This window comes from Porphyromonas sp. COT-290 OH860, assembly GCF_000768935.1.
Lineage (GTDB): Bacteria > Bacteroidota > Bacteroidia > Bacteroidales > Porphyromonadaceae > Porphyromonas.
Window position 1 is genome coordinate 1 of record NZ_JRAR01000035.1, and the last position, 22,647, is coordinate 22,647.

At 50.1% G+C, this 22,647-nt stretch carries 19 protein-coding genes; 10 read left to right on the top strand and 9 right to left on the bottom strand.

Annotated elements, in window-relative coordinates:
• Positions 1 to 172 precede the first annotated feature (172 nt).
• Positions 173 to 1,138 carry an acyltransferase family protein gene (locus HQ41_RS03680; RefSeq protein ID WP_081964749.1) on the top strand — a complete coding sequence of 322 codons (966 nt, stop codon included), beginning with the start codon at positions 173 to 175 and terminating at the stop codon, positions 1,136 to 1,138.
• Between the two features lie 585 nt (positions 1,139 to 1,723).
• Here the strand turns inward: HQ41_RS03680 and HQ41_RS03685 are convergent.
• Positions 1,724 to 2,221 (bottom strand): PaaI family thioesterase, encoded by a 498-nt coding sequence (locus HQ41_RS03685; RefSeq protein ID WP_044188087.1) that lies wholly within the window; start codon positions 2,219 to 2,221, stop codon positions 1,724 to 1,726.
• Between the two features lie 379 nt (positions 2,222 to 2,600).
• Between HQ41_RS03685 and rpsF the strand changes: the two genes are divergently transcribed.
• From rpsF to rbfA, 9 genes are all read left to right on the top strand, one after another.
• Positions 2,601 to 2,945, top strand: a complete 345-nt coding sequence (gene rpsF / locus HQ41_RS03690; RefSeq protein WP_044188089.1) for a 30S ribosomal protein S6 — start codon at positions 2,601 to 2,603, stop codon at positions 2,943 to 2,945.
• A gap of 3 nt (positions 2,946 to 2,948) precedes the next feature.
• Complete coding sequence (gene rpsR / locus HQ41_RS03695) at positions 2,949 to 3,221, top strand: 30S ribosomal protein S18 (protein ID WP_044188091.1); 273 nt, start codon at positions 2,949 to 2,951, stop codon at positions 3,219 to 3,221.
• Positions 3,222 to 3,246: 25 nt separating this feature from the next.
• A complete protein-coding gene (rplI, locus tag HQ41_RS03700; RefSeq protein ID WP_044188093.1) occupies positions 3,247 to 3,747 on the top strand; it encodes a 50S ribosomal protein L9 in 501 nt (166 codons plus the stop codon).
• Positions 3,748 to 3,993: 246 nt separating this feature from the next.
• Positions 3,994 to 4,185 carry a 30S ribosomal protein S21 gene (gene rpsU, locus HQ41_RS03705; protein ID WP_044188095.1) on the top strand — a complete coding sequence of 64 codons (192 nt, stop codon included), beginning with the start codon at positions 3,994 to 3,996 and terminating at the stop codon, positions 4,183 to 4,185.
• Positions 4,186 to 4,430: 245 nt separating this feature from the next.
• Positions 4,431 to 4,694: a YtxH domain-containing protein gene (locus tag HQ41_RS03710; protein ID WP_044188097.1), complete on the top strand. Its 264-nt coding sequence runs from the start codon at positions 4,431 to 4,433 to the stop codon at positions 4,692 to 4,694.
• Positions 4,695 to 4,851: 157 nt separating this feature from the next.
• Positions 4,852 to 5,718: a hypothetical protein gene (locus tag HQ41_RS03715; protein ID WP_152567329.1), complete on the top strand. Its 867-nt coding sequence runs from the start codon at positions 4,852 to 4,854 to the stop codon at positions 5,716 to 5,718.
• Between the two features lie 175 nt (positions 5,719 to 5,893).
• Positions 5,894 to 6,463 carry a superoxide dismutase gene (locus tag HQ41_RS03720; protein WP_235300181.1) on the top strand — a complete coding sequence of 190 codons (570 nt, stop codon included), beginning with the start codon at positions 5,894 to 5,896 and terminating at the stop codon, positions 6,461 to 6,463.
• 85 nt (positions 6,464 to 6,548) lie between these two features.
• Positions 6,549 to 11,045 (top strand): translocation/assembly module TamB domain-containing protein, encoded by a 4,497-nt coding sequence (locus HQ41_RS03725; RefSeq protein ID WP_044188105.1) that lies wholly within the window; start codon positions 6,549 to 6,551, stop codon positions 11,043 to 11,045.
• Positions 11,046 to 11,069: 24 nt separating this feature from the next.
• Positions 11,070 to 11,405 carry a 30S ribosome-binding factor RbfA gene (gene rbfA / locus HQ41_RS03730; protein ID WP_044188108.1) on the top strand — a complete coding sequence of 112 codons (336 nt, stop codon included), beginning with the start codon at positions 11,070 to 11,072 and terminating at the stop codon, positions 11,403 to 11,405.
• Positions 11,406 to 11,482: 77 nt separating this feature from the next.
• Here rbfA and HQ41_RS03735 read toward each other — a convergent pair whose 3' ends face one another.
• The 8 genes from HQ41_RS03735 to HQ41_RS03770 form a co-directional block, all read right to left on the bottom strand.
• Complete coding sequence (locus HQ41_RS03735; RefSeq protein ID WP_044188111.1) at positions 11,483 to 13,804, bottom strand: tetratricopeptide repeat protein; 2,322 nt, start codon at positions 13,802 to 13,804, stop codon at positions 11,483 to 11,485.
• Positions 13,805 to 13,994: 190 nt separating this feature from the next.
• Entirely contained in the window at positions 13,995 to 15,950 is a 1,956-nt protein-coding gene (locus tag HQ41_RS03740; protein ID WP_044188113.1) for an LTA synthase family protein, read from the bottom strand.
• Positions 15,951 to 16,131: 181 nt separating this feature from the next.
• Positions 16,132 to 17,076: a thioredoxin-disulfide reductase gene (gene trxB / locus HQ41_RS03745; RefSeq protein WP_044188116.1), complete on the bottom strand. Its 945-nt coding sequence runs from the start codon at positions 17,074 to 17,076 to the stop codon at positions 16,132 to 16,134.
• A gap of 181 nt (positions 17,077 to 17,257) precedes the next feature.
• The gene (locus HQ41_RS03750; RefSeq protein ID WP_044188119.1) at positions 17,258 to 18,205 is read right to left on the bottom strand and encodes a DUF4300 family protein; all 948 of its coding nucleotides are present in this window, start codon (positions 18,203 to 18,205) and stop codon (positions 17,258 to 17,260) included.
• A 587-nt stretch (positions 18,206 to 18,792) separates the two neighbouring features.
• Entirely contained in the window at positions 18,793 to 19,032 is a 240-nt protein-coding gene (locus HQ41_RS03755) for a hypothetical protein (RefSeq protein WP_044188122.1), read from the bottom strand.
• Positions 19,033 to 19,109: 77 nt separating this feature from the next.
• Positions 19,110 to 20,489 carry a hypothetical protein gene (locus HQ41_RS03760; RefSeq protein ID WP_052405266.1) on the bottom strand — a complete coding sequence of 460 codons (1,380 nt, stop codon included), beginning with the start codon at positions 20,487 to 20,489 and terminating at the stop codon, positions 19,110 to 19,112.
• A 142-nt stretch (positions 20,490 to 20,631) separates the two neighbouring features.
• Positions 20,632 to 21,342, bottom strand: a complete 711-nt coding sequence (locus HQ41_RS03765; protein WP_044188124.1) for an SAM-dependent methyltransferase — start codon at positions 21,340 to 21,342, stop codon at positions 20,632 to 20,634.
• Between the two features lie 20 nt (positions 21,343 to 21,362).
• A complete protein-coding gene (locus tag HQ41_RS03770; protein ID WP_152567330.1) occupies positions 21,363 to 22,526 on the bottom strand; it encodes a hypothetical protein in 1,164 nt (387 codons plus the stop codon).
• Positions 22,527 to 22,647 lie beyond the last annotated feature (121 nt).

The following is a 22,647-nucleotide window of genomic DNA, read 5'->3' on the forward strand; positions in this document are numbered from 1 at the left end:
ATTTGGCGGAGAAAGGAGTGCTTCATCCGGTCGCGACGAACCTGAGTATATACTTGTAGGAAGCTCGGAGCTGGTTCGGTTGGTTTGGTTGCCATGTCAATACAGTTAATTACATATTAAAGATAGTAATAATCAGAGATATATACGACGTTTCTAACCGAAAAGCGGCAAAATGCCGTGCAACGGTCTCTCTCTATATGTACTTAAAGGAATATCTTCCTTTTTGGTGGTTGCTTGCCATACTCCAATGGAGCAGGTCCTTTATTTAGAGGCTATCAACGCAGCTGCTGTCCCTCTATTCTTTATGATTACGGGATATTTCCTTTTTCATGATAATGCAGAGGTGACATATCGAAATATTGTTAAAGCCATAAAAAGGATTATGCCTATCATAATTATTTTACAAGTTGTCTATTATCCATTTGCTCCTATACATGAGGACTTATTTAGAGGTTGGGTTTTGTATGCTAGGCTTGTTTTTATGGGCTTTCATTCATTCAAAACTATTCATTTATGGTACCTGACAGCTCTTTTGGAGGGGTTGGTATTCTTTGCGGTTTACCTTAAAATATTCAAGAAAAAAGGGGTAGGGTGTTTAGTCGCTCTATCTATAACGGGGATCTTGCTCGGTCGTTATCGTTTTCTAGGGGGAGAGGCTTCGTCTCTTTTGACGTACAATGCAGTGAGTTATGCAATTCCATTCCTCGCTCTGGGCTACTGGGTTAAAGAGAATGAATCTTTTTTGATCAAGAGCAAACACTGGTTCGACTGTACCCTCTGTGTGGTTGTGCTGTTGTTTGTTGAATATACTTTTCTCATGAAGTATTCTTACGCACATTCGACTGAGGGAATTTTTTTGATGACCCTACCTCTCGTTTTGAGTGTGTTTGTATCTTGTCTTAAGAATGGGAAATTAGGTGTTGAAAGTAAGTTAAGTAGTATTGGTAAGCGATACGCTGGGAATATTTATTATTTCCACTTGATTATTGCTTATGGAGTATCCTTCTGTTTGTCTTTGATGGGCTTGGAGGATTGTTACCAAAGTTTTGGTACTTTGATTGTATTCGTCATGTCCCTAGGGTTTGCCTACTTAATTGTCAAGGTGCAGAATAGACTGGGTTTGCAAATACTACGTTAGCTTGTCTAGCTTTTTCGGGGCTTGATTTCCAAGCAGAGAGTCATCAGAGCTAGCATCATAATCTAAGGCCTTTGATGTTGTGGACTTTCTATATCTTTTCGTTGTGGAGAGGGGATACAAAAGTTTACAGTATTGGATTAGGTTTGGGGTTGTGGGCTATGACGGATCGTTTAATCGGGGTAATGGTGCTAGACTTCGTATTTGGGGCCTAGAAGGCTCTAGGTTGCATTCTGGATCATTTTGGGGCCTAAGACCAGCCTAGTGGAAATGGCTGTCTAAAATCACTCCTTTTTAATGTATTAAGCTACAAACAGATAGAGCCGCTCATCGAGCGGCTCTATCTGTTTGTAGCTGGTTTGTCGGTGTTTTTTTCCATTGATTTTTGGGGATTGATGGACTGACTCAGTATGATGTGTCCATTAATTCGTTGTAGTTAGTCCTTCGATTTTTTCGGGAAGCCTAGTCTGTCTTTATGAATCAACCTCTCATTTGATTCGTTTTCTTACTAATGTCTTTACAATCCTTAACTAAAAAGTAGACAAACCAATGTGTGATTTGCTATTCTTCTAGGGGGATACTAGGCGGCTAAAATGCCTTAGATCGTAGTTGCTGATTGGCTAAGGGGAGGAGCACGGAGGTCATCGTCCCCTCGACTGTCGTCAGTCCATTGGCTATTAGCCAGAGATTCATGCAGACTTTTCTGTCTGTTGTGGTTGTAATTTTTGCCCCTAGTTCCAGCGATTGCCCCATTGGGGTAGGGTGGCGATAGTTAAGATTGAGATTAGCTGTGACGTAGCGTAGGGCTGGTTCGCTCCCTAGTGCTCGGCCATAGTGCCGGTAGCCAGCTGCAGAGGCTGTCGCATTTCCATGGCAGTCTAGTATCGCAGCGATTAGTCCGCCGTAGACAAATCCGGGGAATCCCCCAGTGTATTCCTCCGAAGGGGTAAAGATGGCTATTGTTTCGCCTGCGGCCTCGTCTGCCCAATAGCTCATGATGTGCAGACCATGAGCATTGTCTGTGCCACACCCGAAGCAGTGACTGAATTGAGGAGGATAGTACTCCTGAAAAGCTTTCAATTTCATCGTATAATTACGTATAGTGGTTTGGCTATAATCCACGAAAGTACATAATACTCTGCACAAATCATTTGTAGGTATTCGGATAAGCAGCTATCTTTGATGTGCCTTTGGGATATGCAATATCGCCTAAATGGTGCGACCCTAATGGGATATTCAAGCCGGCTGAGTATATCCCAAATGTCGTGGGGCTGTGGCAAAATTCATTTTTGCTGCAACCCCATTTAATACACCTAATAGGTTGCCCAAGTTTGCCTTCGTATTGGCAGCGATTTAGGGTGCTTTACGTTCGAAGTTGTACCGAGTGCTACGGCTAATTGCGTGGGTGTGATATTTTTTGTACCTTTGTCGCCGTTATTTAACAAACTAACAGTATCAATAAACAATGAACAATTACGAAACCGTTTTCATTTTAACTCCCGTTTTGTCTGAGGTTCAGATGAAGGAAGCGGTAGACAAGTTTATCGGTCTGCTCCAGAAAGAAGGAGCCGAGATCGTAAACCACGAGAATTGGGGTCTGAAGAAGTTGGCCTATCCAATCCAGAAGAAGTCTACAGGGTTCTACCAGCTTGTAGAGTTTAAGGCAAACCCAGAGACAATCGCTGTGCTGGAAACTAACTTCCGCCGTGACGAAGCTGTACTTCGCTTCTTGACTTTCCGTCAGGATAAGTTCGCTGCTGAGTACGCTGCTAAGAGAAGAAACTTGAAGTCATCATCTAACGCAAACTAAACAATGGCTGCACCTCAATCAGAAATTCGCTACCTAACTCCACTATCGGTAGACAAGAACAGAAAAAAGTATTGCCGTTTCAAGAAGAGCGGTATCAAGTACATCGACTATAAGGATCCCGACTTCCTCAAGAAGTTCCTCAACGAACAGGGTAAGATCCTTCCACGTCGCATCACCGGGACTTCACTCAAGTTCCAGCGTCGTGTGGCTCAGGCTGTGAAGCGTGCGCGTCACCTAGCTCTGCTGCCTTACGTAACAGACAACATGACTAAGTAATTTTAACGAGAGGAGACAGAATACAATGGAAGTTATTTTGAAAGAAGACGTAGCTGGTCTAGGCTACAAGGACGACGTAGTAACCGTAAAGAATGGTTACGGGCGCAACTTTCTAATCCCTCAAGGTAAGGCTATCATGGCTACGGAGTCTGCCAAGAAGATGTTGGCAGAGAACCTTAAGCAGCGTGCTCACAAACTCGCCGCTATCAAGAAGGAAGCCGAAGAGAAGGCTGCTAAGCTTGAGGGTGTGAAGCTTGTGATTTCTATGAAGACTGGTGCAGCAGGTGCTATCTATGGCTCTGTGACCAACATCCAGATTGCAGAGGAGCTAGCCAAGAAGGGCTTCGAGGTAGAGCGTAAGCTTATCACCGTCAAGGGGGTTAAAGAGCTTGGTAGCTACACGGCTATGGTACGCTTCCACAAGGAGGTGTCTGTAGAGGTGCCATTTGAAGTGGTTTCGGAGAATGCTCCTGCTCAGCAGGAGGTAGCTGCGGAGGCTGCTCCTACTACGGAAGCTCAAGCATAAATCCTACGTTAAATAGGACGTTTACAAGAGCTATGCGAAAGGCCTGAGCCTTCTCACATAGCTCTTGATTATTTTGTTGCGATTCTTGCTGTAGAGAGTCCTTTTTGCGTGGCTACGTTGCGGCTATTCTAGGGAGTTTTGGTCTGTGGTTTTGGTGTTTACATAAAGTATAGCTAAATTTGCAGACCCAAACTTGGGTTCTTGCATCAAGAAAGGTATAACATAAATATAAAGAATTAAGTAATTATGATCGTAGTTCCATTAAAAGAGGGCGAAAACATCGAGAAGGCTCTGAAGAAGTTTAAGAGAAAGTTTGAGAGAACGGGGGCAGTGCGTGAACTGCGTGCTCGTCAGGCTTTCATCAAACCTTCTGTTATCAAGCGTAAGAAGATGCAGAAGGCCATCTATGTAAAGCAACTTCAGCAGATCGAAGACTAGTCGTCTGGCGACTCTCGTCGCAGGAGTCTAGAGCCCAAGGGCTACACTCTCTCCTTATATACGGAGCTTATCTGCACCAATCGGATATCCCACTAATGGGGGTATCCGATTGCTTTTTGCAAGATATTTGCGTCGTTTCTGAACAGATGTGCTTCAAAAAGGGTTTAAAAATTAGACAATAATTACTAACTTTACGGAGTAGTTTAATGGTCAAGATAAGTTGTTTTATAAAAAAGAATAAAATTATGGCTAATTCAAATGGAGGAGGCAAGTTTGCCCTAGGACTGCTCATTGGCGCTGCTGTAGGCGCTGCTGTGGCTTATTTCTCGGATCGTAGTAAGCGTGAGCGCTTCGCAGATGACTTCTCATGCACGGTAGATCGAGCTCGTGATAGTATCGTAGAGGGGTACTACGAAGCCAAAGATCGCTACGACCGCTATCGCAAGCGCCTAAGCCACGAAACGGAGGAGCTACTCAGCGAGGTGCGTGACGAGATCAACGATCTCTAGGCCTACAGCTCTTGGGCTACCTGCCTCGCGGATCTTGGTAGCTGTGTATCTAGTGCAGTAATCTCAAGCGTGGCCCTGCCCCTTGGGATTGCTGTTTTTTAGTAGTATTAGGAGTTCGTAGAAAGCTCTGCTCTTACCCAAATTATTCGTAGAAACTATGATGACAACCGAACGCCAAGCGCTCAATAAGCTCTCTCAGGCATCTGTCTCCCTGCTAAGAAGTAAGCTCAACCAAGGGCTCAGCTTCTTGGGGCTTCGTGGTGCCCAAACGACGAGTCAAATCGTCCAGTATGTGATACTGGTTTTTTTGCTCTGGCATCTCTTCCTTTTCCTCAATATCGCCCTCGGGCTGTATATCGCTGAGATCTATCAAGCTTCTCAAGCCGTGGGATTGCTGATTGTGGCTGCGGGCTATGCCGTCCTAATCCTACTATATATATTGCTCAGAGGGGTGATACAATCCTATGTGCAGAACCGTGTGGCTCGTAAGGCTATTGATGCGATCGATGCTATCAATAAGCAGATCGACACAGAGCCATGGCTCGTGGTATCGCCTGCCTATAGGGAGGAGTGTGTCATCGCCAGCGAGAAGGCCTATGATGATCTCTCCTGTCGCTCTCTAGAGGCTCAGCGAAAATCTGAAGAGGCTAGACACGATGTGGAGGTAGGTGTGCGTTATGTCCAAGAGAACTATGCCGACATTGCTATCAGCTTGATCGGCGAACGTCTCGAGCAAGTTGTGCCAGCCTATCGCTATGTGGCCCCGCTGGTGCGCCAGTTTAGCTCCAAGGAGCGAACTAAGCTCAGTACCAACGTGCAGACAGCACGCTTGCGCTCCAAGGCCTATCAGCCCAAGGAAGATGGTCTGCTGACTAGGGGCTTCAATTATGTGCGCCCCTATATGCCCTACTTGGGTGTGGCATACAATATCGCTCGCCCCGTCGTTTCGGCTTTCTTGATGACCCAGACCCGTGGTATACTCTGGAAGGCTCTAGGGTTTTTCCTTAGGAAGAAACGTAAATAGACATTCATTCAATGGTTAATTTCATCAAATAGATTTAGTACAAAATATGCTTACAGTTATGCTAAGTGGCTTGCTTTTGGCAGGCTCTTTGGCGGGACAGCCTGCCCTAGCAAGCACTCCAGCTCCACATCACAAGGTAAAGGCCGAGGCCGCAGAGGCGCATCGCTTCGAGCTGATGAAGCTTCCATACGCTACCGATGCCCTGGAACCAGTGATCAGTAAGGCTACGGTCGAGCTACACCACGGCAAGCACTTGCAGGGCTATGTCAACAACCTCAATCGCCTCAAAGCAGGTACTGTGTTTGAGCACGTGACCGATTTGGTGAGCATCGTCAAGCAGAGTAAAGGGGGGATATTCGATAATGCTGGTCAGCTCCTCAATCATAACCTCTACTTTGCTCAGTTCTCCCCCAAGCCACAAGCACTCTCAGGAGCATTGGCCGAGGCCATCAAGAAGCAGTGGGGTAGCGAGGCCGAGTTCCGTGCTGCTTTTGAGCGTGAGGGCATGACGCTCTTTGGCTCTGGTTGGCTCTGGCTCGCCTCGGACAAGGCTGGCACACTCTCTATCGTCAAGGAGGCCAATGGGAGTAACCCAGTAGTTCGTGACCTAACACCACTGTTAGGCGTAGACCTGTGGGAACACGCCTACTACCTCGACTATCAGAATAAGCGTGCCGATCACCTCAAGGCTCTCTGGCGCATCATTGACTGGCAAGTGGTAGGCCAACGCTACGACCAAAGATAGAGGAGCGACTAGGATATTAGTAACCCATTCGGTGGGAGCATTAGCCCTATTCCCAACGCTACATCTAAGAGGATCTGAGTAATCGATGAGCTATTGGCAGATCAATAGACGTGTACTCGGTAGGCTCCGCGTCGCATTCATTGCGATGGCGGTGCTTGCCTTTTTGTACATACTCCCCTCGTTGCTCTTCCTTATACCAAGTATTCAGCGTAGCGCTGGCAATAGGGTCGCCCATACGTTGGGCAAGCTTCTCGGCACAGAGGTGTCGATTGGGCGTGTCAGTGTCGATGGTTGGCTCGACTTGTCGGTCGATGATATTCTGGTATTGGATAGCCTTAACCGTCCAGCTCTCAAGGCCGATCGTTTGCTTGCTGGTATCGAGCTCTCGGACTTGATCCTAAGCCAGAGCTTGAGAGTTAGCTCAGCGCGCCTCTTTGGGGCATCAATTCATCTGATTGTAGATAGTGCTTCGGGACGGCTCAACGTCCAGCCCATTCTAGAGCGACTGAGTGGCTCGGACGAGGATTCGTCTTCGCTCGTCGTAGACATCAATACGATCATTCTGCGTGACGCCTCTATCAGTCTGCAGCGAAAGACGGGGCAGATGCTTGCACTTGAGCGGCTGAATACGAAGATCCGGCGCCTCAATTTCGCCCCCAATCAGTTTGGTGGAGTCGTGGACGAATTGAACTTCTCTACCTCATGGGGCTTTGTGCTCAGGGATATGAAGGCTCAGATCGAGGGGCGTGAGAGCCGCATTACTCTGAGCAATCTTGGTCTTCAGCTCGACGAGAGCGAGATCTCTATCCCACGCCTCACCCTCAATACCTCCCGAGAGGGTTTGGCGATCGTTGAGGAGCTGGATCTAAGACGGATGGAGCTCTCGGCCGGAGATATTGCACCATTCTATGCCCCACTAGAGGCTCTAGGAGAGGCTAAGCTCTCTGTGCAAGCTAAGCTACTGGGGCAAGGCTACCATATTGATGTCGAGGAGTGGCAGATGCGTCTGGACAATCGTATGTATCTCAATAGCCAAGGGCAAATTCATCTAGATAGCCTTGGGCAATTTGAGGGTGCGGATTTGCATACCAGTCCGCTCCAGCTATCCTCTTCACTGGTATTGCTTTTGCCTAGGTTCATTCCGAATTTTAGTTTGACGGAGCAATTGGCTGCTCTCTCCTCACTCGGGCAAGTGAGCTATCAGGGAGGGTTCAAGATCCGTCTAAACGAATTGCTTGCTGTGGACGGCCTACTCAGTACAGGCCTCGGGCGTTGGCAAACGTTTGCGCTCTTGGAACGTATGGATCTAGGGCAGGAGTTCGTTCGTCTGAAGCTCAGTACGCCACGCTTCGATGCAGCTCCGCTCATTGGTCAGACCATGCAGCTAGGCCTATTGTCAGGAGCGTTGGAGCTCGAGGCCAATCGATCCGATAGCCTCTCTGCATGGCAGGCAGCAGGTCGTGTGGATATTGAGCAACTTGCTTGGCGTGGCTACACCTATCGTGACCTACAAGCCACGATTACGAACCCACGAACTGGACGCTATCAGCTAGATCTACACTCGGCCGACCCCAATGCTCAGCTCACGGCGGAGGCCTCATTCTCTCTAACTGGCTCTACACCTCGAGATTTGACATTGGGCGTCGTGAGCGAAGGTATCAACCTTGGGCATCTAGGGCTAGAGGATGGTGAGCTATCTCGCTACTTTACTTTCGATGCTGAGGCACATTTGTCTTCTCTAGATATGCAGGAGGCAGTGGGAGCACTTAGGCTGAAGCACTTCTCGCTCGTTGAGCGAGCGGATAGTATGACCCTACGAGATCTTCACCTTAGTCTGAGCAAGGACGAGCATCAATGCTACCTCTCGGCTGTCGCTCCGTGGCTCTCGCTTAGTCTGGTGGGGGATTATCAGCTTACTGAGCTACCTAGCCGAATGGTGCATTCGTTCTACCGGCATATTCCTCTGCTGCATCACATCGCCCCAGTTAAGAGGAATAGCGACCGTGCACAGTGGGCACGCCTAGAGCTCAAGGTCGATAGCCTGCCCCGCCACCTCGACCGTCATCTTGGGCTTTCGCTTGCCCTCACGGAGCCACTCAGCCTCTCGGGGAGATACGACGAAGCCAAAGACCACCTTGCTCTCACCCTCTTGGCTAAGGATATGGAGCTATCTCAGCATCGTTTGCGGGATCTGCAGCTATCTCTTGTGGACAATCGGATAGAGGCTAGTGGTGACGTCAAGCTCCTCGGTGGGGGAGCTCTCCTCGGATCTAAGCTCTCACTTGCCTCAAGTGGCGACAGCGTAGAGCTCAAACTGAATCTAGGCCGTGAGGCTGATGGGCAGGAGAATGGCGTCCTTCACCTCTCTACACTTCTAGAAGCAGCCTCTAGCCGAGTCGCTAGCTGGGAAGACTTGCGGGCCAAACTCCGTCTATACCCCTCCAAACTACGCATTCACTCTGCTCTGTGGCACCTAGCTCCAGCTCATGCCGATTTGTCTGCCCAATCCGTCGCTATACACGGTCTGAGGTTGCAGACCGAGGGGCGTAGCCTGAGGGTGGACGGTTCGCTCGGTAAGCTACCCGGCGATGAGATCGTCGCTCAACTAGAGAATATCAATCTGCGCTACATACTCGAGGCATCGGGCATTGACTTTACGATGATCGAAACCGATCTGACGGGCACAGCTCGTGCTCGTCTAGATGGCGATGTCATCAGAGCCGAAGCGCAGGTAACTAGCCCGAATTTCCATCTCTCGGGTTACGATGTCGCAGCGATTGATGTCGGGCTGAATTGGAATAGCGAAGATATGAACCTCAACCTACACGGCTGGGTCAATCAGTTAGCTGGCGGGCGCTCACGTGTGGACGGACATATTCGCCTCGAAACCCCCGCAGGGATAGATCTACAGTTCAAGGCCGAGCAGTTTGACCTTGGCTTCGTACATGTATTCACAGACGGATTTCTCAGTACCATTGGCGGACGAGGCACGGGCTCGGTAAGGCTCTTTGGCCCCTTCGAGCGGGGCGTGACCGTGGCGGGCGAAGCGCAAGTAGACGGGGGCGAAGTCGGAATTAAGATTTTAGGGACTAAGTACTTTTTTGACCAGAAACTGCGCTTCACGCCTGAGCGCATGATCTTCGATAAGCTCCGTCTAAGGGACGAATCTGGGCGGACGGGGATACTCGAGGGCTATATTGGGCACGATCACTTCGGCGACTTCGACATCCAGCTACGTGCCTACGACATTGACCGACTTAAGCTCCTACAGACCACGACCAATAGAGATATACCCGTCTACGGCACGGCGTACGGCTCTGGGCAGGCGACGCTACGAGGCAATGAGGATCGCCTCTCGATCGATCTGGCACTCTCCAGTGAGGCGGGTACGGATCTGACACTCGACTTCAACCCCGTGCAGATTGGCCGTGAGGAGAGCTTGATGCGCTTCCGACCACTACGCTCCGATAGCCTGCTCTATCAGACCGATACGCTTGCTCTTGCCCTAGAGGAGCAGCCTATGGCGTTTGATATGAAGATGAACCTCACCGTGACGCCAGAGGCCAAGATGACTCTGCGCCTTGGCTACGACGGCAACAACGAAATCAAAGGCCGTGGAGAGGGTAATCTGATGATTAACGTACCCAATCTAGGAGAATCCACCGTCTTCGGGAGCCTCGACATTACCGAGGGGCTCTACACCTTCCGCCTAGAGCAGCTTGCTCATAAGCGCTTTACCATCGCCGAGGGCGGAGAGATCGTCTTCCGTGGCAATCCGATGCAGGCCAATCTGGACCTAAAGGCGGTCTACGCGCTGACGGCTAACATCGCCGACCTAGACGAAGACCTTGCCCTCGATGCACGGCGAACGAACATCCCCGTGCACTGTATGCTCGGCATTACGGGCGAAATCACGCACCCGAATGTCCGCTTTGCTCTGGAACTCCCGGGAGTAGACTCTGAGCTAGAGCGCCGTGTCCGCTCGCTCCTGAATACAGACGATGCGGTGATGCGCCAGATGCTATACCTGATTGCTCTTGGTAAGTTCTACACGCCCGATCAGCTCGCCCGTGAAGGCAAGAATACGACGAGCAACTGGACTGCTGTGGCCTCCTCTGCCCTCTCGGAGCAACTGTCGTATCTGTTAGGCAACTTAAGCGAAACGATCAACATCGGCACAAGCATCAAGACGCGCAATACCGCCTTCGAGGATACAGATATTGAGCTTCTGCTCTCAGGGAGCTGGTTCGACAATCGCCTGCTCTTCAGTGCCAACGTCGGCTACCACGACAATCCATATCTCAACAATACGTACATTGGCGAGTTCGATATTGAGTATAAACTCAATCGCCCCGGCACGATTCGCCTCAAGGGCTACAACCACTACAACCAGATGTACCAGTATCTGCGTCAAGGGCTGACGACCCAAGGTTTTGGAATCCTCTTTAGGCAACGCTTCGACCGCCTAGGCGATCTTTTCTCCCCTACTAAGAGTCGCATCAGACCGCCTCGCATCCTGCCTCTAGATACACTTCCGTCGGATGCAGTACCTTTGCAGGTACAATCATCAACAGTAGAATAGTAAATAATAAGACAAAAGATAAGTATGGATAATACCCGTATGAGCCGTATCAATCGGCTTCTGCAGAAAGAAATCAGCGATCTCTTTCGCCAACAAACCTCGGCGATGCCGGGCGTACTCGTGACCGTCACCTCGGTTACTGTTAGCCCCGATTTGAGCATTGCACGTGTTCGTCTCTCGATCTTCCCTACCGAGCGAGGCAAGGAGCTCCTCGCGAATATCCGAGAGAATACCAAGACAATTCGCTACGACCTAGGTCAGCGCGTGCGCACTCAGCTGCGCAAGTTGCCAGACCTATCCTTCTACATCGACGATTCGCTCGACTATCTAGAGCGCATCGACGAGCTACTCAAGAAGTAGCCTACACTTACTCGAGTAAAAGCTAAGGGGGCTGTGCCGAAGTATCGACTTCGTGCGCAGCCCCCTTGCTTTGATTTTTAGTGCTCTTTGAGACGCTTGTCTATTATTTCTAGTAATCTTTTTGCCTTGGGATGTTCAGGGTATTTGAGTAGGATAGCCTTCGCCTCCTCAAGTTCTCCCGTCGGCTTACCCAGCGAGACACCACCCATCACAAGTGTGCTGGCATAGTCTATTCCGTAGGCTTTGGGATTGAAACTTGCTAGCTCGTGGAGGATGTTGCGAGCTTCTTGATAAGCCTCTTCGGCTTTTTCTTGCATCCTTAGCTTCCAGTAGAGGATAGCTAGGTTCTGTTGAGTCGTCGCCACATAGGGTTTGTATACCTGTGGATTCTTGTCCGCCAACTCTCGGCGTATTTTGAGTGCTTCCTCGTAATGCGTTTGTGCTTTCTTAAGCTCTCCGAGGTTTTGGAGTAAGACCCCCAAGTTATTTAGAACTCCCGCTACATCGGGTTTGTATGCCTGTGGATTCTTGTCCGCCAGCTCTCGGCGTATTTTGAGTGCTTCCTCGTAATGCGTTTGTGCTTTCTTAAGCTCTCCGATGTTTTTGAGTACGATCCCTAAGTTATTTAGAGTCGTCGCCACATCGGGGTTGTATGCCTGTGGATTTTGTTCCGCCAACTCTCTATATATATTGAGTGCTTCTGCGTAACTAATTTGAGCTCCCTCAAGCTCTCCGATGTTTTTGAGTAAGTTCCCTAAGCTATTTAGGGTCGTCGCCAAATCTAGTAAGTAGGCCTGCAGATTCTTTCCTACTAACTCATCATATACTTTAGCTCTTCTTCCTGAGGGTGTCTTGGCTTCCTTAAAATCTGTAATATTTTTGAATGGACTCCCAAAAAAGTCGTTTATGTAGAGGAAGGCCTGAGGGCTCCCTTTTGCGTGTCTTTGATAAGCTTGAAGTGCATCTTCTAAGTACTCCTTAGCTTGTCTGTAGTCTCCGGTTTCTTTGTGTAAGACTCCTAATCTAAGTAAGTTGTTGGCTGCATAGTAGGTGTCTGCGTATAATCTCTCGTTAGTCAGTCTTAGCCTTATTTTAAGCTCCTTCTTGAAGCACGCCTCGGCCTTCTCTAGATTGCCTATCTCATAGTAGAGGTCACGCAAGTTGCTCAGAGTCTCAGCCACATTAGGGAGGTATGTTTGTGGGTTCAACTGAGTCAGCCCTAGGCGTATTTCAAGAGCCTTGTCAAGATATATCTTACTCTTCTCAAGGGAGCCGACATTGCGAAGAGCGACACCAGTGTTATTTAGCATTGTTGCTAATTTGGGGTTGTATTTTTGTGGTTCTTCTTGAGCTACAGATAGGAAGCTTTTGAGAGAATATTCGAGAAGCCCTTCGGCTTTCTTTTGATTCTCGCATCTAGAGAATGCTATACCAAGTGCATTCATTGCTTCAGCAGTATGCAATGAAAGAACACGCAAATGAGGTCTGATGTAGTCCCATTTCTTTTCAGGCGAGTCTAATTCAATCAGACGATTATAGAAGTCGTAAGCCTCTTCGAAAGAGTATTGTGCTTCTGCTGCTTCAATCAACTGCCTGACGATGTTGATCTCGTCCTGACGCTTCTTATCTTTAAAGTCTTCGTAAATAGAGGTTAGATTTCGTTTACTTTTTCCTGTCAACACCTCCTTGATGTCCATTAGAGTTTCTGCGAGGTAGTCATTTCCTGCCTGCTTCTGTAGTTCGATTTCTTCGGTTAACTTGTCGGTGTGCTCTAGTGCGAATAGAGCAATCTCATAGACGAGATTCTTCATCTCTTCGGAGTGGATGCGCCCCGTAAGGAACATCTCCTCAAGTTCTCTCTTTACTGCTACTTGCCCTTCGCCTAACGGAAGCTCTGCAAGGAGTGCTCGGATATACTGTGAGTTTATTCCGGGTCTACTGGCTTCATTGATTTGCTGCTGAAGATGGAAGTTAGATGCCGTCTGGTGTTCCGAAATTCTTTTACTGAATACTTCAATTAGTATTTGCTCATTTTCATCCGTGGCTTTGAATGAGGCGGGAGCGTAATAATATTCCTCTAGTCGCTTGCTTAGTGTTGCATATTTACTCTTGGGAGTCGCCGTATCTTCAAGTGTCTTCTCGATTGCTGTATCTAGTTGTTCGTCTACTTGGTCGTCGTATTGATTGATTAAGCCTTGTACAAGAAGTAACAAAAGGCCACTTATAATCCCAAGTATAGTCAGTGATATGCATCCCCTCCACGCTTTTTTTTCTTCTGAGAGGAGTCGACTTATTGTGGGCTTTACTCTAGACCAATCTTTGCTGATGGGATATTGAGCCCTTTTAAGTCGGCGACGGACTCTAGTTCGTAGGGTGCTTACACAGGCTTTGCTTTCCATAGACGCATTGGTGTATAGTTAGACCATTAAACGCTTTATTGTCCTTTCAAAAATACATATATTCATTGGATTACAGCATTAGATTTGTTCGTGTGGTTGCTTGCCTTGTCCGCTCTGATGCGTCGGAATGATTACGTTGCCCATCAATATAATTTATTGATTTTTCTATCACCTTGCTGTTGATTGGTCTCTAGGGCTTGACCTGCAGTTTGTCCTCTCGCATACGCTGGCTAAACTGCTGTAGGTAGCTCTGCATAAGGGGTAGGAGCTCGCCGAGAGCCTCGGAGTCGCTATGCTGGAGGTCGGTCTGTAGGTGCGGATCTTGCTTATAGTTGTACAGAGCTATGACGCGCTCGCCATCGAACTGCAGGAGGTAATCCCCACGCACCATCTGATATGCTCCGTCTAGCGTGCTCATCGCCCAGTGATCGGCATTGCTGTCAAGCATATTATGCCCAAACGCCACGACGGGCGCATCTAGCCCGAGTAGGTCGAGTAGCGTGGGCATCAGGTCGGCTTGCTGGACGATCGTCGTGCTATCTCGCCCAACGAGTTGCCCCGACGGGTCGAAGAAAATCATCGGTATGCGGAAGAGGCCTCTAGAGTTCTTATACTCCTCGAGATGCCCCGGCACGGCATGGTCAGCCGTGATGACGAAGAGCGTATTCTTGTACCAAGGCATCTGCTTAGCTCGCTCGAAGAAGCGTTTGAGCGCATAGTCGGTATAGCGGACGCAGCGGTGAATGGGTATAGGCCCATGTGCGAAGACGCCCTCGTACTGCGCAGGCAGCTGGTAGGGTTCGTGCGAAGTGGTGGTAAATTCGCCTGCGAAGAATGGTTCACGCAGCGTACCAATCTTCTCGCATACAAACTGCAAGAAGGGTTCGTCCCAAATCCCCCATTTCCCATCGTACTGGCTATCATCGCCAAACTCGGTCTTGCCGTAGTATTGCTCGAAGCCCAGCTGACGAGCCATGGCATCGAAGCCCATCGAGCCATTGGGAGCATTGTGAAAGAAAGCCGTCTGATAGCCTGCACGGCGAGCGATCTCTACGACCGAGCTGATGCGATTGCCAGAGTAGGGCGATAGCACGAACGAGCTCTGTGGCTTGGGGATCGATGCCATCAGGTTGGGCATAGCGTCAATCGACTTGCCTCCACCTGCGTAGCCGCACTCGAAGTAGTAGCTGTGTTGCAGTAGCGAATCGATAAAAGGCGTATAGCCCTCGTAGCCTTCGATGTCACGATTCAGCGCTCCGACCCACTCGCGTGCCATACTCTCCCAGATGATGAGTACTACGTTGCGCCCTCTCATAAGACCTGTGTACTGGGTACTATCGGCACTTAGGCGTACTGGGTCGAAAAGTGCCCTAGCCCTCTGCTCGTCCATAAACCGATAGTCTGGCAGGACGAACTTATCTGCTAGGCGTATCATCGTGAAGGGAGTGTTGAGTACCATAGCTCTCTGCTCGGCTCGATCGACATAGGCAGAGGCATTGGCGGGGGAGATAGGTCTAGTAGCTGCAAGGAAGCCTCCACGCATTGCCCCGATGAGTAGGGCGATAGAGCCAGCCGCTAGGGCAACCGAGCCTGTATAGTAGAGCCAAGGGCTACGCACTAGCACGGTCTGGGTGGGGCGAGTGCGACGATACAGCCATACCCATATCAGCACGATGACGATGCCGATGAGCGTAATGCCCCAGTAGCTCCAAAGGAAGTGGACGAAGTTGAAAGGATTCTCGTTGCCAAACTCCTCAAAGACGGATAGGCTGGTGCGTCTGCCGCTGAAGCGATAGTAGACCACATCGCCAAGGTTGAGGATCAGCATCGGGATATTGGATAGCCAGTAGATCCAATCGATGAAGCGCTGATAGCTGGCTCTACTCCTCATACGCAAGGGCAGTAGATGCAGTACGATGACCAGCAGGTTGGTGTAGGCAATGGCCGAAGCGTCGAATCTGAGCCCACCGAGCATAATCTGGTTGAAGCTCGCCCAGCTGTCTATGCCCAATAGATCCTTGTTGTAGAAGTAGAAAATGAGCCTACATAGGGTATAGACTGCAAAAACTAAACCTAGCCTAAGGGCCAGAGCACCGTAGATACTACGCCAGATGCGCCCTTTGCCCTTCTCTGTATTTATATTCATCTTGTATTCATTGCCTAACGAGGCTCAAAGGTACAGCTTTGTCCCCACTCCACCCACGAGGTAGAGTGGAGGGTACAAGTCGCAACTCGTCTTGATGTGCCTGTCTAGATATATTGGGAAAGGCGGTATGCCGAGATTTATGCCCCGACACACCGCCTTCTGCTCTCTACTGTGATGATGCCTAGAGGCCCTGCTCGCTTAGATAGCGCTCTGCCTCGATCGCTGCTTTGCAGCCAGATGCAGCAGCCGTTACCGCTTGGCGATAGTGTGGATCTGCCACGTCGCCTGCGGCATAGACGCCCGGTACATTGGTGCGAGGCGAGTGCCCCTCCGTGATGATGTAGCCAGTTTCGTCTAGCTTGAGGTAGTCGGCGAATAGGCCAGAGTTGGGGGTATGGCCAATGGCTAGGAAGAAGCCGTCAATGGCGATATCTACCTGCTCCTCGTCGGGCTCTCCCTTGCGCTTAACCAGATGAGCGCCTTCTACACCATTCTCCCCGAATAGACCTACCGTATTGTGCTCAAAGAGGATCGTGATGTTCTCTGCTTTGCGTACACGCTCCTGCATAATCTCGGAAGCACGGAGGTAGTTTTTGCGCACGATCATGTAGACGTGCTTGGCTAGGCTAGCCAGATATAGAGCTTCCTCGCAGGCTGTGTCGCCACCACCCACTACGGCTACTACCTTATTGCGATAGAAGAAACCATCGCACGTAGCACATGCCGACACGCCCATACCCGCATACTTGGCTTCGTCCTCTAGGCCAAGGTACTTGGCTGTTGCCCCTGTAGAGATAATCACCGTGTCGGCTGTGATCTCTTCACCTGTGTCGAATGTAATGAGGTAGGGGGCCTTGGATAGGTCGGCCTTGACTGCGATGCCTCGGCGAATCTCAGCACCGAAACGCTCGGATTGCTTGCGTAGGTCGGTCATGAGGGACGTCCCCGTGGTGCCCTCGGGGTACCCGGGAAAGTTCTCTACCTCGGTCGTTGTGGTCAGCTGACCACCGGGCTGTATCCCCTCGTATAGGAGGGGGGATAGGTTGGCACGTGATGCATAGATAGCGGCTGTGTAGCCTGCTGGACCAGATCCGATGATCAGGCAGCGACGATGTTCTCTGCTCATATATGGTTTAATGTCGGATTATTTACTACAAGAGTATAACTCAAATGGTTGAGCCTTGGTTTATTTTGATGCACACAAAGATAAGACAAAAAGCACTTCCTCTCTGCCCTTAGGGCTAGATAGATCCCCGCTTTTGCCCTCTGCTTCGCTGGATAATAGGCTGGCTGTTCTGCCCTGTTAGCTATTCGCTGGAGCCCACTAGGTGCTTCTTGGGGTTTGGTCTGTAGCCTTTGAGCAGCTCGTCATTCTCCATCAAGAAGGGGACAGCCGTAGATTGCTCCCACTCGACGTCGTACATGCGCATCAGGTAGTCGCTCAGCTCTTGTCGGTTGTTGAATAGAGTCGCTTGGTAGGGCGCTTGGAAGGTGAGCTTCTCCACAAACATCAGTTTCCCTTGGTATGGGAATAGCACACCTGCATGGCCGACGAAGAGGAAGCTCTCGGACGGTTCAATCGCCGAGTGCATCACTACCGAGATGAGAGAGGCTTTGGTGGAGTCATTTTTGTGTATGAACTGCACACCCTGCTGCTGCCAGTGGTTCTGTATGTTCTTCAGATGCGTCTGTATATTTGGCTCGTATGGGGTGGGAATGGCAGAGAAAAGTGTGCGGAAGGTTTTTCTCTGCTCGGGGTCAAAAAGTTCCTTGCCACAGCTGTCTAGGCTCTCTTCGTCGAACATGAGCGTAGGTTGGCGCTCTGTCGTGTGTCGCTCTACTCGGATCATATCTTTGAGCAGATCGAATGAGGTGATGCGACAGTTGTAGCCAAAGAAGTTAGGGTAATGCTTGTCCCACAGCCCCTGAATGGTCAGCTCGTCGTAGCGAGGCAGTATGCTGTCTAGCTTCACGAAGCCACTAGGGACTAGCCCCTCGGCTTGGATAATACTGTTGAACTGATTGACATTCTCCCAGAGCGACTCGATGTTACGCTCCGGGATACCTGAGGCTTGCATGGCTATGGTTAAGTCGTCTTGACTAGCTCGATCGACAAGATTGGAGTATAAAACCAATTCTGTCGTATCAGATGGGGGAGCACCCGCTGGTTTGGAGGTTGGCTTACAGCCAAGAGATAGAGCGAGTGTACACAGAGTTAGCGAGCTAAACCTCCCGAATGCACTATATAGATTCATTTAAGTGTCTATAATTGTTTATTTTATATTTTGATAATCACAGAGCCGAGGGTGCGCCACGAGTATGTACACACCCCGAACTTACCACAAAGCTAGATTAATCTTGCTCATTAGCAAAGCATTTTTGCCATGGCATACTTCATGGGTACTGGCTTAACATATATCTACAACTTTCGTACCAAGATTTATATTTTAGACCACTTCGCAAAATTTCGTAGGGAAGTTCCTATTCCGCTAGGGCTAGAGGTAGTAGACTGCATATTTGCCCCCTAGAGAGCTCTGTATGGCGACCTGCCTCGTTTGGGCACTTGGCTCCACCCGAGAGGAGATAGTCGCTTAAATGAGGCTTTTGTAAGGAACTGTCATACAGATGTCTATGTGGGTTTTGTGGTTCGTTTTACATCAGTGTGTTGTATTGGGGAGCGTTTCTTCCCACCAATCTTTGTCGATTGGTGGACACACCTCGGCAGATTAGCCCATCAGTCCGAAATAATCTTCCCACCAATTCCCTTCAGCCACTCTACGGTGCTTTACAAACCTTCGACTTGTTATTTGAAATTATTCATTAACCCTTTAATACTCCTTAACTAAAAAGTAGACAAACGAAGTGCCAAATTGCTCGCCCAGTCCTCTGGCTCTTCTATGGGCGGCCTCCGATTAGTTAGCTGGTTGAGGTATGCTATGGTATGAAAAAGCGGTGTATCATAATGCACAAACTGCTGTGTTGCTTGCGATATTTGCTCTGTACGGACTTCGTCGTCGGCTTCAGCCACATACTCCAGTATGCTCCTTTTATTCTCATTATTAACGACTTGAGTTTTACCCATTCTGAAATATCTTAAAGGGGCTGTGCCAAAAAAGAATTTTGACACAGCCCCTTTAAGGTGTTTAGAGCAGGCTCGCCCTACTTGATCTTGATCGTCACCTTGGCAGCGAAGAGGCGCTTAGGGTCGCCCCATAGAGCGGTAGACTCGGCTAGGTAGGCCTCCGAGAGTGCTACGGTTTGGTTGTACACTTCCTTGCCGTTGAGGCGTACCATAATAGGCTTGGAGAAATCCACTTGGTCGATGTAGATCCCCAGCTCGCCCATTACCTTTTCATCTGTACCCATGGTCGCCACATCGTAGGTATTGCCCTGCTTGCTGATCTCGAATAGTAGGCTAGAGCCATTGTGCGAGAGCTTACGGAAGTCGAGATAGTAGACACCGGGGCTGTAGCTAGGTGTGGGATAGTCGGCCGTCATATTGTAGTAGAGGTAGCTGATACGCTCTGGGTAGATGCGACGTTTGTGCTTCGCTAGCCAAGGGGTCGTGCGGAAGTAGTCTATTGAGTGCCCCATGCGAGGTCGTATCTGTACCTCGTGGACGAAGTCGTCGGGGTTCTGAGTCTTGAGTTCGGCTAGCTTCTGCTTCCATTCTTGAGCATACTTGCTGCGTCCGAAGCCGTGGTCTAGCTCCCCAACCGAGAGATGGAAGGCTACATTGCGCAGGTTACGCTCGCCCTTGAGAGGCTCTGCCCCTGCCATCGGGCCAATAGCAGCGAAGAAGTCGGGCATGAATATGGCTAGTCTGTGGCTACCATAGCCTCCCTCGGAGATCCCAGTCATGTAGATACGTAGAGGATCGACGTCCTCCCCTAGCATAGCAAGCTGGCAGGCACGGCGGAAGGCGATGCGCTGTGGTGCTAGATACCAACGTCCCTTGCGGTCGTCTGCCATACGAGGCACTAGGTAGATAGAGCCAGTGTCGTTGTAGGCTTTGCCTAGAGCGATAGCTGTTTTCCACTGATCATCATTCATGGTCGAGCCCCATTCATTTGGCACCTCTGCTTTACCTCCGCCATGTAGGTTGATGAACATGGCATAGCCCTCTTGAGGCTTCTGCCCCTTGGCGAAGAGGCGTAGCTTCATGCGCTCGCCCTCGGTGAGCGACCAGATGATGTCGTGCTCGGCTTGGTAGGGAGCGAATAGCAGGTGCTTCTTGATGCGCTCGGCGTTGGCCTCTCTCCATGCTCCCCATATCTTGTCCCGCTTAGCTTGTAGCTCGTCTATGCCGAAGCTCTGCTTGTAGAGCGACTGGTCTGGATAAGGGATATCCTCAGTGTCGAGAGTGGTCTTGAAGTAGTCCGCCAGATTAGTCGTTGGGGCCGTAGGAGGCTCTGGCTTGGGCGTCTGTGGATTAGGATTATTGTTGGGTGGCGTTGGCTGCTCCCCGGCATTGCAGGCGCTACAAGCTGGCAGAGCGAGGCAGCTGAGTAGGCTGAGTAGACACAGAGTTTTATTCATTCGTTTGGTGATGTATTGAGATGTAACATCGAGGTAACGTGACAAAGTTACACTTATCGCTACATTCAAGAAACAAAGAAGCCCACAGCAGAGATCTATACGGTCATCTCTGCTGTGGGCTTAGCCCTGCGAATGGGGCAGCCTAGCGCCCGAGGACGAAAATCGTTGGTTTCTTGTGTATGGCGGGTATGTGCCCACGCCATTGGGAGAGGGCTCGTGTCTGGATAAGTGCATTGGCCGAGGTTACTTCGCTGGCGATACAGAGGCGTGTGCTGGGTTTGCACAGGCGGACGAGCTCCTCGACGAGCTTCTCGTTGCGATAGGGTGTTTCGATGAAAATCTGTGTTTCGCCCGTGGCGAGTAGTCGGTGCTCTAGATCTCGAATTGCCTGTGCTCGTGCTGCATCGTCTATGGGCAGGTAGCCAAGGAAGGCAAACCGCTGGCCATTGAAGCCCGACCCCATCAGAGCCAGTAGGATAGAGGAGGGGCCTACAAGAGGTTCTACTCGATAGCCCTCACGCTGAGCTAGAGCTACTACATCGCTCCCCGGGTCGGCTACCGCAGGGCAGCCAGCCTCGCTGATCACGCCCAAACTCTCGCCCGAGCGCATCGGAGCGAGGAAGGCGGCTACATCTTCTGGGGAGGTATGCTTATTTAGCTCAAAAAAGGTTAGGGAGTTGATGTCGATAGAGCGGTCTACGGCTTTGAGAAATCTGCGAGCAGAGCGAATGTTCTCTACGACGAAGTGTTTGAGGCTACCGACAACCTCTCGGTTGTACTCTGGTAGGCAAGTCCGATGCTCTACCTCGGCCAGTGGCACGGGTATGAGGTACAGTGTTGGTTCGTTGGTCATATTGATGGATCTAGTTGATTTTAGCTCTCTCGTAGCCTTGCTCTGAGCTGGTGCGCAAGTAGCACTGTCTGCTCTAGATAGGGGAGCTCTAGGCGAAGGTAATGGCTAAAATCTTTTTGTGCAAGCTGGGGCTGAACCTGTGCTAGAGGCCACCATTTGCCCTCAATGGGCTTGCAGTCGATCAGTAGTAGGTCGGGGGCATCGAGCTCGGCTGCGAAAAAGTAGACCGAGAGGGGCTGTCCGCCCTTGGCCTCGGTGTGGTAGTGTAGCAGCTGGCGAGGTTTAGCTCGCTTCACGCCGCAGAAACGCTGGTCAATCATCTGTTGAGCAGCCTCGTAGGGGCTCTGGCCTTCTTGGAGCCAAGTGTCGAAAGGCGTGTCGTAGCACGGCTCATGCTGGCAAGTACTCGCCTGCTCTAGGTAGATCATGCCCTCGGTGAAGGCGATTAGCCGTACCAGAGGCAAACGACCGAGCGTAGAGTGTGGGGCTGTCGATGAAACACGTCCGATCGTCTGTTGCCGATCGTCCATAACGGGGATCCAGAAGTCGTTGTCTAGCCTCGCTTTGACCCAAGCTAGATGTACTAGCTCTAGTGATAGTGTGCCGATTGAGCCTATGGCGACGACGCAGGCCAGTAACGTCAGTACGAGAGCAGGCAGGTCGAGTGATAGGGCCACGATGATGAGTGCTATGGTCGCCAGAGAAAAATACAGGAGGATATGTTCGAAACGTAGGTACTCCTGCTTGAGAACTTCCCCACGTAGCTGTGTACAGCAGCGTTCGTCTTCGTACTCTCGGCGGTAGCGTCCGTAGCGACCGATGAAGCGATCGTACTGGCATAGAACGAAGAATAGCACGAGCCAGAGGCCTTGTAGATGTAGAGCAGTGGGCGAGGGAAAAAGTAGGCTCAGCGCATAGAACAGAACCGAGTGCACCGACAGATATGTCATCGAAGCCTTGTGGACCGATATCGCCCCATCTTGTCGGAGGCGATACACGCAGCCCGCGATAAGCCCTGCGAAGATAAGCGTAGCCCATAGGGCGGAGCATACCAATAGCAGGAGCAGCATGATCGGCTGCAGGCACAAGTCTATCGGAAGACTGCTGAAAGTTAGACGGTCTAAGTTTCTTTTTACTGTACTATACATTGAGTCTGGGTGGGGCGACGTGTAGTATATCATCATAGATAGAGGCTTCTTTGCCGAGTTTGGTCTACCCACTTTAGTCTAAACAAAGGCTACTTCTGTTAAGTTCTCCGCATAGTTGTAGATTTTAGGCAGATGCATAAAAAAAACTCCCACCAAA

Bases quoted from the DNA above. Each gene is read 5' to 3' on its own strand.
- HQ41_RS03715 (WP_152567329.1), top strand. From the start codon at position 4,852: ATGATGACAACCGAACGCCAAGCGCTCAATAAGCTCTCTCAGGCATCT.
- HQ41_RS03710 (WP_044188097.1), top strand. From the start codon at position 4,431: ATGGCTAATTCAAATGGAGGAGGCAAGTTTGCCCTAGGACTGCTCATT.
- HQ41_RS03765 (WP_044188124.1), bottom strand. From the start codon at position 21,342: ATGACCAACGAACCAACACTGTACCTCATACCCGTGCCACTGGCCGAG.
- rbfA (WP_044188108.1), top strand. From the start codon at position 11,070: ATGGATAATACCCGTATGAGCCGTATCAATCGGCTTCTGCAGAAAGAA.
- rpsR (WP_044188091.1), top strand. From the start codon at position 2,949: ATGGCTGCACCTCAATCAGAAATTCGCTACCTAACTCCACTATCGGTA.
- HQ41_RS03720 (WP_235300181.1), top strand. From the start codon at position 5,894: ATGAAGCTTCCATACGCTACCGATGCCCTGGAACCAGTGATCAGTAAG.
- rpsU (WP_044188095.1), top strand. From the start codon at position 3,994: ATGATCGTAGTTCCATTAAAAGAGGGCGAAAACATCGAGAAGGCTCTG.
- HQ41_RS03680 (WP_081964749.1), top strand. From the start codon at position 173: ATGCCGTGCAACGGTCTCTCTCTATATGTACTTAAAGGAATATCTTCC.
- HQ41_RS03740 (WP_044188113.1), bottom strand. From the start codon at position 15,950: ATGAATATAAATACAGAGAAGGGCAAAGGGCGCATCTGGCGTAGTATC.
- HQ41_RS03770 (WP_152567330.1), bottom strand. From the start codon at position 22,526: ATGATGATATACTACACGTCGCCCCACCCAGACTCAATGTATAGTACA.
- HQ41_RS03725 (WP_044188105.1), top strand. From the start codon at position 6,549: ATGAGCTATTGGCAGATCAATAGACGTGTACTCGGTAGGCTCCGCGTC.
- trxB (WP_044188116.1), bottom strand. From the start codon at position 17,076: ATGAGCAGAGAACATCGTCGCTGCCTGATCATCGGATCTGGTCCAGCA.
- HQ41_RS03755 (WP_044188122.1), bottom strand. From the start codon at position 19,032: ATGGGTAAAACTCAAGTCGTTAATAATGAGAATAAAAGGAGCATACTG.
- rplI (WP_044188093.1), top strand. From the start codon at position 3,247: ATGGAAGTTATTTTGAAAGAAGACGTAGCTGGTCTAGGCTACAAGGAC.
- rpsF (WP_044188089.1), top strand. From the start codon at position 2,601: ATGAACAATTACGAAACCGTTTTCATTTTAACTCCCGTTTTGTCTGAG.
- HQ41_RS03685 (WP_044188087.1), bottom strand. From the start codon at position 2,221: ATGAAATTGAAAGCTTTTCAGGAGTACTATCCTCCTCAATTCAGTCAC.
- HQ41_RS03760 (WP_052405266.1), bottom strand. From the start codon at position 20,489: ATGAATAAAACTCTGTGTCTACTCAGCCTACTCAGCTGCCTCGCTCTG.
- HQ41_RS03750 (WP_044188119.1), bottom strand. From the start codon at position 18,205: ATGAATCTATATAGTGCATTCGGGAGGTTTAGCTCGCTAACTCTGTGT.
- HQ41_RS03735 (WP_044188111.1), bottom strand. From the start codon at position 13,804: ATGGAAAGCAAAGCCTGTGTAAGCACCCTACGAACTAGAGTCCGTCGC.